Here is a 13,852-nt window from a genome sequence, read left to right as displayed (position 1 = left end):
TACGGGCGCCGGTCTGGTTCTAGCTTTCCCGCTTTCCTTGCGCTCCGGCGGGTGAGGCCATTCGGAGGCTTCCTTCTAACCTGGTTCGATTCCAGGTAGGCCCGTAATGGGCCTGCTGGTATATCTAGCTTCCGAGCCCCCCTCACCCGTCCGGTCGGCGAACCGGCCCGCAGCAGCAGTCTTCGATTCCGTCCCTCGGCCGCTGCGGCATGACCGGGTTGCGCGAACTGAGCCTGCGGCTGACGATCCGCTCTCGGAAGCTGGTGAGCACCATCCGAGCGAGCTGTACGCGGAGCGGCATTCGGCATTCCTGGTCGGCCTCAATGGCTGCGGGTGCATGGTTGCTCGAACTTAGAGTAACGAATCTATGACGGTAAGTGACATGGAGCCTCGCCGCCTGTGTCAGCGCGGATACGGTCACGCAGTGGCACTAGCCGAACACGAAGCCCTCGTCCGCCTGTTTGGCGAACGACCCGACCTCGCCGCCGACTTGCTCACCCAGTCCCTCAGAGTCGACCTGCCCGACTACGACTACGCGGGCCTCGAATCGGCCGATCTCACCGAGGTCACGCCCACAGAACGTCGCGCCGACTCGGTCGTAGCCCTACGTCGTAAGAGCCCCGACGATGAGCCCGAACCCGTCCTGGCTGTGATCGTGGAAGTCCAGCGTGGCGACAACATCGCCAAGGGCAAGGCGGAGGGACAGGCCGAGGCGATCCTGACTGTTCTGTCGGCCCGGGGCATCGAGGTGCCCGAGGACATCTCCGAAAAGATCCGGAAATGTCACGACCTCGACCGGCTGGCTGCCTTGCTCCGAGCAGCCGCAACGGTCGACTCTTCTGACGCGCTGCTCAACGACATTTCCTGACGTCGCCCCGTGACATCGCCCCCGCCGTGCCGGGCGCCCCGGGGGAGACCGCACGGCCTCTGATCACGACGGCGGCGATGGCGACAGCTCGTGATGCCCCGGCCGCGCTGCCGGCGCTGCCGGAGTCCGCCGGGCAGAGGGCTTCGCGGTGAAGGTCGTCTCCGGCGGTGCTCCGCATCGACGTCGGTCTTCACATGTGAGCCCACCTCGTACGGCCTACGCGCCGAGGAAAACTTTATCGGCGATCTCGATCGTGAACAGGTGGTTGTCCAGGGACCGTGAGGCCTCGTTCCACCGGGCGGCGTCGAACGTCAGGATTGGGCAGGCCGAGACGTCGGCGATCGACGCGGTGTGCGCCTCGCAGACGTCCAGGCCGGTGGCGGCGGCCACCAGGGCGAGGTTCTCGGCCTGTTCCGCGTCCCAAATGGGCGCGACCATGACGTGTTCCATTGTGGCCAGGCCATGCATGGCGTCGACGGCTTCCTCGCTGCTTGCCTCGATGAGCGTCGAGGTGATCGCCAGAGCGGACACGACCATGGGCTGGCCGTCAGCGTCGTACTCAGGGGGGCGCTGGTCAGACAGGAGAATGGTGTGAGCCGTACCGGTACACGACTCGCGTGTCGTGGGGCGGGGGCCGCTGATCGGCTGAACCGAGGCAGCGGCCGACCTGCCGGATCGCCTGGAACTCCTCTGGCGTGCTTACGTGCAGGGCGCACCCGTCGTGCTCGCCGCCGCCACGGTCGTTCAGCGGGGGACGATCGGCAACGTGATGTACGAGTCGGGGAAGACCTTCTGGTGCTGGACGACCAGGTCCGCCTCGGTCGCCCCGATCCGGCCGGTGCCGGGATTGCGGTCGAAGCGGGGGAAGTTGGAGCTGGAGATATCCACCCGGATGCGGTGACCGGCCTTGAAGACCTGGCTGGTGGCGACCAGATCGATGGCGAACGTCCCGGAGGACTCGAAAACGCGGACAATGCCGTCGATCACGCTCATCGCCCGGCCGTCCGGATACACGTCCACGAGTTTGGCCGTCCAGTCGGTCGAGGCGGCCGAGGTCTCCGCATGCAGCGTCACCGACACCGGGCCGGTCACCTCGACATCGCCGGTGAGCACATCGGTCGAGTAGCAGAGCACGTCGGGCCGCAGCTCCACGTCGCGCTGGTCCTGCGGGCCGACGTTGGTGGGGTCGGGCAGCAGGGTCGGGCCGCCGACCGTCGGGACCGGGTCACACGGGTCGAAGGTGAAGGTCGCCGGCTCGTGCGCCGAGGGAGCCTCGGGAGAGAGCAGGCCGTTCGCGTGCAGGTAGTAGGGGGTCTCGACGGCCCGCTCCAGCGGCCAGGTCTCCTCGTCCCGCCAGACGTCGTCGCCCATCACGAAGATCTTCACGGCGGGGCCGGTGTCCTCGCCCTTCAGGAACGCGAGCTGCCGCTGCTCCAGCTGGATCGCCTGGCCCGAGGCGGCGGTCCCGAAGAACAGCCGTCCCGTGCCCGCGGCGCCCGGCGCGAGGTGCGACCAGGGGCCGACCACCAGGGGCCCGCCCAGCCGGCGGTGGTTCTCCAGCGTGCCGCCGAGGAACAGGTCGAACCAGCCCGCCACGTGCATGACCGGCACCTCGATGCGGTCGTGGCGCAGGGTCTCGGCCAGTTCCTCCCAGTAGGCGTCGCGCTCGGGATGCGAGGTCCAGTCGCGCCACCAGGGGATGCCGGGGATGTCGCCAACCGGCAGGGTTCGCACAGCGGCATCCTGGTCGCCCAGAACGGGAAGAACCGCGGCGAACCCCGCGCCGACGTCCTCGCCCGCCTGCGCGGCGTGCAGCAGCCCGAGCAGCGCCTGCATCGCGCCCCAGTTGAGGGCCGACCCCAGCGCGAAGGCCCCGCCGTGATACTTGAGGCCGTCGTGGAAGTCGTGCGGCGTCATCGAGGCGACCACGGCTTTGAGCCCCGGCGGGCGCGTCGCCGCCGCCTGCAGCGCGCATCCGGCGAGGTAGGACATGCCGCTCATCACGACCTCGCCGTTCGACCAGGGCTGTGCGGTGATCCAGGCGATCGTGTCGTAGCCGTCGGTGCCCTCGTCCATCCACGGCCGGAACTCGCCGTCGCTGCTCCCGCGCCCCCGGCAGTGCTGCAGCACCACCGCGAACCCGGCCCGCAGCGCGGGCGTCACCGGCGCCATCCGGAACGAGTCCTCGCCGTACGGCGTGCGCATGAGCAGCGCCGGGAACGGACCGCCGTCGGTCGGCCGATGGGCGGAGCCGCGCAGGACGGTGCCGTCCCGCATCGGCATCGGGGCGTCGTGCTCGACGGTGACCGGGAGCGGGGGGCGGTCGAGCTTCGGCATGAGGACTCCTCAGGTCAGGGCATAGGCGTCGTAGCGTACGGCGGTGGCCACGCGGGCGGCCGAGGCCACGGCCAGGATGCGGTTGAGCCACAGATAGCGATCGTCGCCGGTCTCGAAGCGGCAGAACAGCCGGAAGTAGTACTCCGACGGGTCCACGTCCTCGCCCCGCGCGAGCCGGCCGAGCACCTCGGGGGAGCCGTGCCGGACTCCGCTGGTGGTGATGTAGACGTAGGCGTCGTCGTGCGTGCGCAGCGTGTAGCGGGTGTCGATGCTGATCATGCCGTCGGCGTGCACGACCTGCCAGTCGGCCCCGCCGGGCAGCACGGTGCCCGACAGGCGGGGACCGTCGAACGTGCCGCCCACGATGTTGACCACCCGGCGGTGACCCCACTGGGAGTCGCCGAGGTCGAGCACGGGATCGAGATCCACCTGGAACGTGGCGAGGGGTTCGAGGTTCACGGGTTCGAGGTTCACGGGTTGCAGGTTCACGAGATCGCACTCCGATCGACGCTCCACGAGGGGCGTTCGTTGAGCGAGGCGGGGTCGAACCCGGCCGTGCGCTTGTAGGAGGCGGCGATCTCCGCCCGCTCCGTGTGGGGGATGACCTGCTCGATGTCGTCGAATCCGCCGGGCGCGCGTTCGTGGGCGAGCTTCATGACGATCTCCGGGCCCATCTCGCGGTTGGACAGCTGCAGCGCCGTCGTGGCCGGGCGGCGCGTCTCCTCGTACGCCGCCAGGTCGCCCCGGGCGAGGGCGTACGCCAGCACCCGGGCGTCGATGATCGCCTGGGAGGCGCCGTTGGAGCCGATCGGATACATCGCGTGCGCCGCGTCGCCGAGCAGCGTGACGTTGCCGAAGGTCCAGCGGGGGAGCGGGTCGCGGTCCACCATCGGATACTCGTACGCGGTCTCGGCCCCGGCGATGATCCCCGGCACGTCGAGCCAGTCGAAGCGCCAGCCGGCGAAGTGCCTGCCGATCTCGGCCAGGTCGGCCGGGCGGTTCCAGTTCCCCCGGTCCGGGGCGTCGCCGTCCAGAGGCCGCTCCGCGATCCAGTTGATCAGCGTGCGCTCGCCGGTCTCGATCGGGTAGGCGACGAACTTCTGCGTGCCGTCGCCGGCCATGATCATGGATCGGCCGGTCAGGAACGGCTCGCCGTAGGTGACGCCCCGCCACAGGACCAGGCCGTTCCACGGCGGCGGGCTCTCGCCGGGGTACAGATGGGCGCGCACGGCCGAGTGGATCCCGTCCGCGCCGACCAGCAGGTCCTCCGTGCCCGGGCGGGTGATCCGGCTGCCGGTCCGTACGGCGTCCGGGCCCAGCCGCTCGACCACCGCCTCCAGCAGGAGCGTCTGCAGCCTCCCGCGATGGACGGAGTACTGCGGCCAGGCGTAGCCCGCGTCCAGTCCCCGGGGCTCGGACCAGATCGGCGTGCCGTAACGGTTGAAGTAGGCCAGTTCGGCCGTGGCCACGCCGATCTTCGCCAGCCGGTCGGCCAGTCCCAGCTCGGTCAGCTCCCGTACGGCGTGGGGGAGGAGGTTGATCCCGACGCCCAGCGGCCGGATCTCGGGGGCGGCCTCGTGCACGGTCACGTCCTCGAACCCGGCCGCGTGCAGGCTGAGTGCGGCGGTCAGCCCGCCGATGCCCGCTCCGGCGATGACGATGCGCACGGGCGCCTCCGGAGGCGAGATATTGTTATGGCCATAACAATATCCACGACATCTCTGCGGCTGCGCAAGACTTGACCGGTGAACAGCGAGCCCGACATCGAGCCGGATCTCGGCGTGGACGTGCCGCCGGACCTGCGGTACGCCGCGTTCGCGCGCGAGCGCCTGGCGGCCATGCCGCCGCCGGCCGACGCCGAGGCGTTCGCGCTGGCCTACCACCTGCTCCAGCTCGCCTACCTGCTGGTCACCGACCTGGAGACCCGCATCCACCGCCCGCGCGGCCTCACGCTGCCCGGGTTCCGGCTGATGTTCAAGCTCTGGCTGCTCGGGCCCACCCAGCCAGTACGGCTCGCCGAGATCTCCGCCATGTCGCGGTCCGCGGTGACCAACGCCGTCAACACCCTCGAACGCGGCGGCCTGGTCGAACGCCGGCCGGTGCCGGAGGACGGCCGCGCGGTGGTGATCACGCTGACCGCGGCGGGCGAGGCGGCCGTGCGGGAGGCCTTCGCCGAGCAGGCCCGCAGGGAGCGGGAGTGGTTCGCCTGCCTGGGCTCCGCCGAGCGCGAGCGGATGACCGCCCTGCTGGCCCGGATCCTCCGTGCCCGCCCGGCGGATCTTTCATAACCCGGGACAAACCGGGGTAGTTGCCCCGAAGCTCCGCGTAAAGTTCTCGCAGGCGTCCCTGCGGCGGGACGCGTCCGCTTCACCGTGAGGACCGCACCAGTGGCCGTTTCCGAGCAGTTCCCGCCGTTCGCGGCACCGGACGCCGACGCCGCAGCCGAGGACCGGCCCGGCGGCGCGGCGCCGGACCCGTTCCCGGGCGACACTCACTGGTACGACCTGCCGGACGACGACGCCGCGCCGGAGGAGGACGAGCCCCTCACACTGGGAAGTCGCCTCCGGCGCGCCCTGAGGCGGCACTGAGGCGGCACTGAAGCCCCTCTCGGTGAAGGGGACGAGGGCGGCAGCCCGAGGTCGGTCAGCCGTCGCGCCGCTGAGTCGCGGCGTCGGCGAGGAGCCCGAGCCCGATGCCCAGCATCCACACGTCCTTGCTGACACCGATGCCCGCCGGGCTCGGCCAGACACTGCGGGGCTTGTGCAGGGCGGGCGTGCGCAGGTACAGCGCGACCAGGCCGCCGGAGAAGCCGGTGAGCGCGGCCCCGGCGATCGCGGCCGGCACGAACGGCGCCAGGAGCGCCACGCCCGTCGCGATCTCGGCCGCGGACAGCAGCTTGAGGAACCGGCGGGGCGGGACGGACTTCAGGAACGGGAAGGCGCTGACCGCCATGCCGTGAAGGCCGGCGGCCCGCTCGTCGTCACCGTTCCACTTCTCCACGCCGGAGTGCAGGATGTACGCGCCCGTGGCGACCCGGCCCGGCACCTCGCGTGCCCTCATGAACTTCATCGGCGACTCCTGTCCACGTCGGTCTGTGCCGTCCGGCCTGCGAGGATACCCGCTCGTCAGGCGCGACCGACGTCCGGGGCCCTCAGAGGAAGTAGAGACGGTTGAGCGAGACGGACTGAGCCGGAGGCGAGCTCAGCGGGTCGCCGTCGAGGCTCACCTGCCCGGTGCCCGGATCGACGCGCACCTCGCCGAGGCGGGCGTTGCGCACCATCGCGGCGGGGCCGATGCCCCGGGTGCCGCGTACGCCGATCCGGGCCCGGCGGGTGGGCAGGCCGTCGCCGGGCCGGTGCGCCGACCCCGCGAACGTGGGGGTGGCCGTGGCCGCCGCCGCGCCGGAGACGAAGGCCACCGACAGGTCGGCGGCGGTCCCGCCGTGGGCCCCGAACTGGGGTCCGAGGACCAGCGGCTCGCTCGCGTCGGTGGCGGCGTTGGGGTCGCCCACCACCCCGTACGCGGGGAATCCGGCCTTGAGCACGAGCTGCGGCTTGGCGCCGAAGAACTCCGGCCGCCACAGGACGATGTCGGCGAGCTTGCCGGGCTCGATCGAGCCGATCTCGTGCGCCAGGCCGTGGGCGATCGCCGGGTTGATCGTGAGCTTGGCGATGTAACGCAGCACCCGGGCGTTGTCGTGCCCCGCCGGATCGCCGTCCAGCGGGCCGCGCTCCGCCTTCATCTTGGCCGCCATCGCGAACGTCCGCCGCACGGTCTCCCCGGCCCGGCCCATCCCCTGGGCGTCGGACGAGGTGATGCCGATGAGCCCAAGGTCGTGCAGCACGTCCTCGGCGCCCATCGTGCCGGCGCGGATGCGGTCGCGGGCCAGGGCGGCGTCGCCGGGCAGGTCCGTCTTCAGGCCGTGGCAGGACACGATCATGTCGAAGTGCTCGGCGAGGGCGTCCCTGCCGAAGGGGAGGGTGGGGTTCGTCGAGGAGCCGATCACGTTCGGCACCCCCGCCAGTCGCAGCACGTCCGGGACGTGGCCGCCGCCGCAGCCCTCGATGTGGAAGGCGTGGATGGTACGCCCCTCCAGCACGGCGAGGGTGTCCTCCACCGACAGGCACTCGTTGAGGCCGTCGGTGTGCAGGGCGACCTGGACGTCGTACTCCTCCGCGACCCGCAGCGCGGTGTCGAGCGCGCGGGCGTGCGCGCCCATGTCCTCGTGCACCTTGAAGCCGCAGGCTCCGCCCTCGGCCAGCGCCTCGGTCAGCGGGGCGGCGCCCGAGGAGGAGCCGCGGGCGAGGAAGCCGATGTTGACGGGCCAGGCGTCGAACGCGTTGAAGGCGTGCCGCAGGGCCCAGGGGGAGTTGACGCCGACGCCCCACACCGGACCGAACTCCTGGCCGATGATCGTGGTGACGCCGGAGGCGAGCGAGGCCTCCATGATCCGCGGCGAGAGGAGGTGGACGTGGGTGTCCACGGCCCCGGCGGTCGCGATCAGGCCCTCGCCGGACACGATGGTGGTCCCGGTGCCGACCACGACGTCGACGCCGTCGAGGGTGTCGGGGTTGCCGGCCCGGCCCACGGCCGCGATCCGTCCGGCCCGGATGCCGATCGACACCTTGCGCACGCCCAGCACCGCGTCGATGACGACGACGTTGCTGATCACCACGTCGCAGGTATCGCGGACCGCCGCGGCCTTCAGGTGCAGGCCGTCCCGCGCGGTCTTGCCGAAGCCCGCGAGGAACTCGTCGCCGGGCCGCTGCGCGTCGCCCTCGACCTCGATCACGAGGCCGGAGTCGCCGAGCCGGACACGGTCGCCCGCCCGCGGACCGTGCGCGGCGACATAACCGCGCTCGCTGTAAGCGTGCTCGCCATAACCGTGCTCGCTCACGTCGCCTCCATGAGGTAGCCGCACGCCCGCGCCTTCGCCAGGGCGGCCTCCTTCGCCCCGGGCGCGTCCAGCGGGCCGTCGACCAGTCCCGCGAACCCGATCACCACCCGGGCGCCGCCGATCGGCACCACTTCGACCTCCCGCGTCGCCCCGGGGTCGAACCGTACGGACGACCCGGCGGGTACGGCCAGGCGCATGCCGTACGCCGCGGCCCGGTCGAAGGCGAGACGCGGGTTGACCTCGAAGAAGTGGAAGTGGGACGTCACCGAGATCGGCACGGGCGCGGTGTTGCGCACGCGCAGCCGTACGGAGGAGGCGGGCGGGTCGTAGCCGTCGCCGGGCCCGAGCACGACCGCTCCGGGGGCGTCGTCGCCGAGGGATCCTCCGCCGCCGAAGGGGTCGGTGACCACCGCGAGCCGGGTGCCGTCGTCGAAGACCGCCTCCACCTGCACCTCGGTGACCACGTCGGGCACTCCGGGCAGCACGTCCGCTGGGCCGAGCACCTCGCGAGCGGCCCGGATCGCCTCGGCCAGCCGCCTGCCGTCACGTGCCGCCTCGCAGACCGTGTCGGCGATGATCGCGGTCGCCTCCGGGACGTTCAGCCGCAGCCCGCGGGCGCGGCGGGCGCGGGCAAGCTCGGCCGTGGTGAAGATCAGCAGCCGGTCCCGTTCGGAGGGGGTCAGGCGCACGCGGTCCCGCCCGGCATCGGCGTCGTGATTTGCTCACCTTTGGGCAGGCTCGTGGCGAAATGTCCCCGCATGGATGGTCAAGCTACCGCCGACCCGCCCTGACCGTCCACCTCCCGTCGCCACCCCGCGTACGCCGGCATTCCACCGGTCGGCACGCAAGGTGGCGGCGTCTCTCAGGCGGTCACCTGCTCGAGCAGTTCGAGCAGGTGGTGATAGGTCTTTCCGGTGGCGCGGGTCATGCCGATCTCGCACGTGCGGTTGACCGACGCGTGTGCGGCGAAACCGCCCTCGGCCACCGAGGCGGCCTCGGCGCGCGTGGCGGAGGCGGTCAGTTCCGGGTGCAGCAGCCCCCGGTCGCCGGCGAAGGCACAGCACTGCCACCCCTCCGGGACGACGACCTCCTTCGCCACCACTGCGGCGATCTTGGCGATGGCGGCGTCGAGGCCGAGCCGGACGGACGAGCAGGTCGGGTGCAGGGCGAGCGAGGCCGGCCTGCGGTCCTCCTGCGGCTGCGGCAGCCGCGGCAGGACGTGCTCGGCCACGAAGGTCACCGCATCGACCACCCGGAAGGCGGGGGAGTCCGGGCCCGTGGGCGGTTCGGACCCCGCGGCGGTCAGCCGTTCGAATCCCTCGCTGCAGGAGGCGGCGTCGCTGACCACCGGGAGCCGGCCGCCGTCGGTCGCCGTCAGGAGCGCCTCCCGCACCCGGCGGCGCATCACCTCGTAGCCGTCGCCGAAGCCCTTCGAGGACCACGGGGTGCCGCAGCACAGGCTCCCGACGTCCTCGGGCACGTGCAGCCGCAGGCCGGCCCGCTCCGCGAGCCGCTGCACCGCGGCCATGACGCCCGGACCGCCGTCGGCCGGGGCGAACATGGTGTTCAGGCACGACGGCACGTACACCGCGTCGGCCTCGTGACGCGGCGCGGCGCGCCGGGGCGTGCCGCCGCGCGGCAGATCGCGGCTCCACTGGGGAACGGTGTCGGGGTCGCCGACGGCGCGGGCCGCCCGGCTGGCCCCCTCGGCGAGCCCGGCCGGGGCCGCGGCGGCCGCGTCCATCGCGAGGTCCATGGCACGGGTCACCGCGCCCCAGTGCTTCGCGGCGGACTTCCAGCCCGCACGCGCCGCGCGTCCGTGACGGTCGGCGCGCAGGCGCTTGGTGAGGTCTCCGGTGTTGATCAGGACGGGGCAGGCGGTGGCGCACATGCCGTCCACCGCGCAGGTGTCGACGGCGTCGTAGCCGTACTCCTCCTCCAGCTGCCGGGCGAGCGCGTGATCACCGGCCGCCTCGGCCGCGGCGATCTCGCGGCGCAGCACGATGCGCTGGCGCGGGGTGGTGGTGAGGTCACGGCTCGGGCAGACCGGCTCGCAGTAGCCGCACTCCACGCACCGGTCGACTTCCGGCTCCACGGTGGCGACCGGCTTGAGGTCGCGCAGGTGCGCCCGCGGGTCGTCGGTGAGCAGCACGCCGGGGTTGAGCGTGCCGGCCGGGTCACACAGCCGCTTGACCTCCCGCATCACCTCATACAGCTCATCGCCGTACTGGCGGCGGACGAAGGGGGCCATGACCCGGCCGGTGCCGTGCTCGGCCTTGAGCGTACCGCCACGAGACAGCACCGCCTCGACCATCTCCTCGGTGAAGTCGGCGTAGCGGTGCAGGTCGGTGCCGAAGCGCTCGTTCAGCATGAAGTGCAGGTTGCCGTCCTTGGCGTGCCCGAAGATCACGCTGCGCTCATACCTGTGCTTGGCGAACAGCTCGGCCAACTCGTCGCACAGGTCGGCCAGCGCGGGGACGGGGACGGCTACGTCCTCCAGCAACGCGGTGGTGCCGGACGGCCGGGCCCCGGCGACCGAGGCGTACAGGTTCTTGCGGATGCGCCACAGGGCCGCGCGGCCGGCGCTGTCCCCGCTGAGCCGGGCCGGGGCGGCCAGGTCCATTCCGGCGAAGACCCGCCCGGCCTCCCGCTCGTGTGCGGCGAGCACCTCCGGGTCGGGCTCCTGCCACTCCACCAGCAGCGCCGCGTGATCGCGCACCTGAAGCGTCCGCAGGACGTCGTCGGCGTGCGCATCGAGCTGGGCCACCCGCAGCGACTCGGCGTCGAGCAGCTCGATGGCGGCGGGTCCCGCTGCGACGATCTGCGGCACCGCCGCCATCGCCTCGCGCAGGGCCGGGAAGACCAGCAGGCCGGTCGCGGCGAGGCGGTGCGCCGGCACGGTGAGCAGGACGGCCTCGGCGACGAAGCCGAGGGTGCCCTCGCTGCCCACGACCAGGTGGGCCAGGATCCGCGCCGGGGTGTCGTGGTCGAGGAAGCTGTTGAGCCCGTAGCCCATGGTGTTCTTGATGGCGAACTGGGCGGTGATCCGGCGTACCGATTCAGGGTTGCCCCGGATCCGCTCGCGCAGCCGTTCCAGGCCCTCGGCCAGGGCGGGTTCGAGGGCGCGCAGCCGGGCGTCGGCATCAGGCGCGCCGGTGTCGATCACAGTGCCGCTGGGCAGCACCAGAGTCATCGACTCCAGCGTCTGGTAGGTGTTGGCGTGGGTGCCGCACGTCATGCCGCTGGAGTTGTTGGCCACCACCCCGCCGATCGTGCACGCCGACTCACTGGCCGGGTCGGGGCCCAGCCTGCGGCCGTAGGCGGCGAGCCGGGCGTTGACCTGCCGCAGCACGGCCCCGGGCTGCACCCGGACCCGAGCCCCGCCGTCGAGCACCTCCACCGCGCGGAAGTGCCTGCGGGTGTCGACCAGCAGGTGCTCGCTCACACCCTGCCCGGACAGGCTGGTGCCGCCGGACCTGAACGTCAACGGCAGGCCGGCCCGCATCAGCGCCGCCACCTGCACGGCGCTTTCCGGCACCAGCACAGCCTGCGGCGTCAGCAGATAGTGCGACGCGTCGTGCGCCATGCCGAGCCGATCACTCACCCGGGACCGGGTGATGCCGGGGACGGCGGCCTCCACCGCCGCCAGCACGGCGGGATCCGGCGGCGCCGGCCGTCGCGGTCCGGCCTGGGCTTCGGCATCAGTAAGGCTCATGATCTCAGCGCTTCCGTCCAGAGGCACCGGTGCGCCTCTATCGCCGGGGGTCGATGTGGATCTTCGGGCCCGGTCCCGCTCCGGCCGGGCGGCGCCCCGCCAGCACGCCGGCGGCGTCGTCCAGGCCGACGGTGGCGGCCACGAGCGGGCGGGCGTCGACCGATCCGTCCGCGTACGCCTCGATGGTCCCAGCCAGACCGGCCGACCCGCTGAGCACGCCGACGGCGGTGACGTCCCTGAACACGAGGTCGCGGGTGTCGATGCGGCTGGGGGACCCCGCGAGACCGACATAGACTACCCGGCCCGCGGGCCTGACCAGGTCGAGCGCGAGCGCCGGAAGGTCCGCCGCGGTGGACGCGTCGACCACGGCGTCCCACGGGAGGGACGGAAGTGACGCCCGGGTCCAGACGCCCGCGAAGCCGAGGTCGCGGGCCAGCCGGAGCGTGGGTTCATCGCGGCCCATCAGATGCACCTGCGCGCCCCGCGTCCGCGCGAGCAGCGCCACGAGCAGGCCGATCGTGCCCGTGCCCAGCACCAGCAGCCGACCGCCGGGCTCCAGGGCGGCGCAGCGCACCGCGCGCAGGGCGTTGCCGCCGGGTTCGACCAGCGCGCCCAGCGTCGCGTCGATCGTCTCGGGCAGCGCGTGCAGTGCCGTCGCCGGTACGGCGAGCCGTTCCGCCAGCGCCCCCGGGAAGCCCTTGCGGATGCCGATCTCGGCCCGGTCGGGGCACACGTGGTGCAGGCCGTCGCGGCACAGGGGGCAGTGGCCGCAGCCCAGCATGGTGTCGGCAGTGACCCGGCGGCCCAGCCAGCCGGGGGCGACGCCCTCGCCGAGCGCCGTGACGACGCCGCACCACTCGTGACCGGGGCGCAGCGGATACCGTGCGTGACCGCTGTGCAGGTAGCTCATCCCACCGGTGAACAACTCCACGTCGGTGCCGCAGACCCCGACCCGCTCGACGTCGACGACCACCTGCCCGGGCGCGGCGACCGGTGGCTCGACGTCCACGACCTCGGCCGTGCCGGGGCCGGTGATGACCAGTGCCCGCACTATCGGGAGAAGGGGACGGGCGCGACGGCGCCGATGCGGGTGGGGGGCAAGGTCGTGTCTCCTCGACGGGGATCGGGGTTCATGATCGAGGCGGCACCCAGTAGGGCGTCGCCAGGCCGCGTACGCCCACTCGGGCGGTGAACAGGTGCCCCGACCCGGGATGTTCGGCCAGATCGACGCCCTCGGTGGACGTGGTGATGACGAGGACGTCGAGATCCGGTCCGGCGAAGGCGGGACAGGTGACCTTGGGTGCGCCGACCTCGACCGTGGCGAGCAGGCGCCCGCCGGCATCGCGGCACTCCACCCGGCCGCCGCCGAAGACCGCGATCCACAGATTGCCCTCAGCGTCGGCGCACATCCCGTCGGGCATGCCGTCGGCGAGCCTGAACAGCTCCCGCCGCGATCCGGTCCGCCCGGTGGCCGGGTCGTAGTCGCGCTCCCACACCACGTGCGGAGTGCTGTCGATGCTGTACAGGCGGTCGCCCGCGGGGCTCCAGGCCAGGCCGTTCGACAGGGTCAGGTCGTCGTCGAGGCGGACGCAGGTCGTGCCGTCGAGGCGGGCCAGCACCTCCTGGCCCTCCCGGTCGTCCAGCGCCATGCTGCCGATCAGGAAGCGCCCGGCGGGGTCGACGGCGCCGTCGTTGAGCCTGCTCCGTACGCCGGGAGGCAGCACCCGGGCGAGCTCGGTGCGACGGCCGGCGGCGTCGACCCGGGTGAGGACCTCGCGCTCGGCGACGACGAACTCTCCGCCGGCGGAGACGGCGACTGCCCCCACCGTGCCGCCGAAGGTGTGCGCCGTGGTGGCGGTGACGGCGCCGGTCGCGGGATCGAGCCGTCCCTCGTGCACCGCCCCCGCGTCGATGTCCACCCACAGCAGGCGCTGCCTGGCGGGATCCCACACGGGGCCCTCGCCGAGGACGTACACCTCGCCGGAGGCCTGGGCGGCGGTGAACTGCCTGGTCATGGGACCTCCTGTCCGGCGGC

Annotated in this window: 13 protein-coding genes; 3 read left to right on the top strand and 10 right to left on the bottom strand. The window is 72.5% G+C overall.

What is annotated here, in order from left to right:
• Positions 1-424: 424 nt before the first annotated feature.
• Positions 425-868, top strand: coding sequence for a hypothetical protein (locus ACQEVJ_RS24060; RefSeq protein WP_433104590.1), 444 nt, complete (start codon positions 425-427; stop codon positions 866-868).
• A 216-nt stretch (positions 869-1,084) separates the two neighbouring features.
• Here the strand turns inward: ACQEVJ_RS24060 and ACQEVJ_RS24055 are convergent, their stop codons facing one another.
• The 4 genes from ACQEVJ_RS24055 to ACQEVJ_RS24040 form a co-directional block, all read right to left on the bottom strand.
• Positions 1,085-1,405: a hypothetical protein gene (locus ACQEVJ_RS24055; RefSeq protein ID WP_433104588.1), complete on the bottom strand. Its 321-nt coding sequence runs from the start codon at positions 1,403-1,405 to the stop codon at positions 1,085-1,087.
• A 207-nt stretch (positions 1,406-1,612) separates the two neighbouring features.
• The gene (locus ACQEVJ_RS24050) at positions 1,613-3,205 is read right to left on the bottom strand and encodes a CocE/NonD family hydrolase (RefSeq protein WP_433104586.1); all 1,593 of its coding nucleotides are present in this window, start codon (positions 3,203-3,205) and stop codon (positions 1,613-1,615) included.
• Positions 3,206-3,214: 9 nt separating this feature from the next.
• Complete coding sequence (locus tag ACQEVJ_RS24045; RefSeq protein WP_433104584.1) at positions 3,215-3,679, bottom strand: DUF3237 domain-containing protein; 465 nt, start codon at positions 3,677-3,679, stop codon at positions 3,215-3,217.
• An 11-nt stretch (positions 3,680-3,690) separates the two neighbouring features.
• Positions 3,691-4,872, bottom strand: coding sequence for a flavin-dependent oxidoreductase (locus ACQEVJ_RS24040; RefSeq protein WP_433104582.1), 1,182 nt, complete (start codon positions 4,870-4,872; stop codon positions 3,691-3,693).
• 78 nt (positions 4,873-4,950) lie between these two features.
• Here ACQEVJ_RS24040 and ACQEVJ_RS24035 point away from each other — a divergent pair, with 78 nt between their 5' ends.
• Both ACQEVJ_RS24035 and ACQEVJ_RS24030 read left to right on the top strand, forming a co-directional pair.
• Positions 4,951-5,493 carry a MarR family winged helix-turn-helix transcriptional regulator gene (locus ACQEVJ_RS24035; RefSeq protein WP_433104580.1) on the top strand — a complete coding sequence of 181 codons (543 nt, stop codon included), beginning with the start codon at positions 4,951-4,953 and terminating at the stop codon, positions 5,491-5,493.
• Positions 5,494-5,592: 99 nt separating this feature from the next.
• Entirely contained in the window at positions 5,593-5,793 is a 201-nt protein-coding gene (locus ACQEVJ_RS24030; RefSeq protein WP_433104578.1) for a hypothetical protein, read from the top strand.
• Between the two features lie 55 nt (positions 5,794-5,848).
• Here ACQEVJ_RS24030 and ACQEVJ_RS24025 read toward each other — a convergent pair whose 3' ends face one another.
• From ACQEVJ_RS24025 to ACQEVJ_RS24000, 6 genes are all read right to left on the bottom strand, one after another.
• Positions 5,849-6,274 (bottom strand): hypothetical protein, encoded by a 426-nt coding sequence (locus tag ACQEVJ_RS24025; RefSeq protein ID WP_433104576.1) that lies wholly within the window; start codon positions 6,272-6,274, stop codon positions 5,849-5,851.
• Between the two features lie 82 nt (positions 6,275-6,356).
• Positions 6,357-8,102 (bottom strand): urease subunit alpha, encoded by a 1,746-nt coding sequence (locus ACQEVJ_RS24020; RefSeq protein ID WP_433104574.1) that lies wholly within the window; start codon positions 8,100-8,102, stop codon positions 6,357-6,359.
• Positions 8,099-8,791: an urease subunit gamma gene (ureA, locus tag ACQEVJ_RS24015; RefSeq protein WP_433104572.1), complete on the bottom strand. Its 693-nt coding sequence runs from the start codon at positions 8,789-8,791 to the stop codon at positions 8,099-8,101. Before ureA ends, ACQEVJ_RS24020 begins: the two co-directional genes overlap by 4 nt.
• A 173-nt stretch (positions 8,792-8,964) precedes the next feature.
• Positions 8,965-11,817, bottom strand: coding sequence for an FAD-binding and (Fe-S)-binding domain-containing protein (locus ACQEVJ_RS24010; RefSeq protein WP_433104569.1), 2,853 nt, complete (start codon positions 11,815-11,817; stop codon positions 8,965-8,967).
• Positions 11,818-11,854: 37 nt separating this feature from the next.
• On the bottom strand, positions 11,855-12,868 hold the full coding sequence (locus tag ACQEVJ_RS24005; protein ID WP_433104567.1) for a zinc-dependent alcohol dehydrogenase: 1,014 nt from the start codon (positions 12,866-12,868) through the stop codon (positions 11,855-11,857).
• Between the two features lie 79 nt (positions 12,869-12,947).
• Positions 12,948-13,832, bottom strand: a complete 885-nt coding sequence (locus ACQEVJ_RS24000; RefSeq protein ID WP_433104565.1) for an SMP-30/gluconolactonase/LRE family protein — start codon at positions 13,830-13,832, stop codon at positions 12,948-12,950.
• Positions 13,833-13,852: the final 20 nt, after the last annotated feature.

The organism is Microbispora sp. CA-102843 (genome assembly GCF_050936215.1).
Classification (GTDB): Bacteria; Actinomycetota; Actinomycetes; order Streptosporangiales; family Streptosporangiaceae; genus Microbispora.
The sequence above is the reverse complement of the archived record's forward strand: the minus strand, read 5'-3'. Positions and strand labels throughout refer to the sequence as shown.

Coding starts and splice junctions, on each gene's coding strand:
- ACQEVJ_RS24055 (WP_433104588.1), bottom strand. CDS start 1,405: ATGGTCGTGTCCGCTCTGGCGATCACCTCGACGCTCATCGAGGCAAGC.
- ACQEVJ_RS24010 (WP_433104569.1), bottom strand. CDS start 11,817: ATGAGCCTTACTGATGCCGAAGCCCAGGCCGGACCGCGACGGCCGGCG.
- ACQEVJ_RS24000 (WP_433104565.1), bottom strand. CDS start 13,832: ATGACCAGGCAGTTCACCGCCGCCCAGGCCTCCGGCGAGGTGTACGTC.
- ACQEVJ_RS24050 (WP_433104586.1), bottom strand. CDS start 3,205: ATGCCGAAGCTCGACCGCCCCCCGCTCCCGGTCACCGTCGAGCACGAC.
- ACQEVJ_RS24025 (WP_433104576.1), bottom strand. CDS start 6,274: ATGAAGTTCATGAGGGCACGCGAGGTGCCGGGCCGGGTCGCCACGGGC.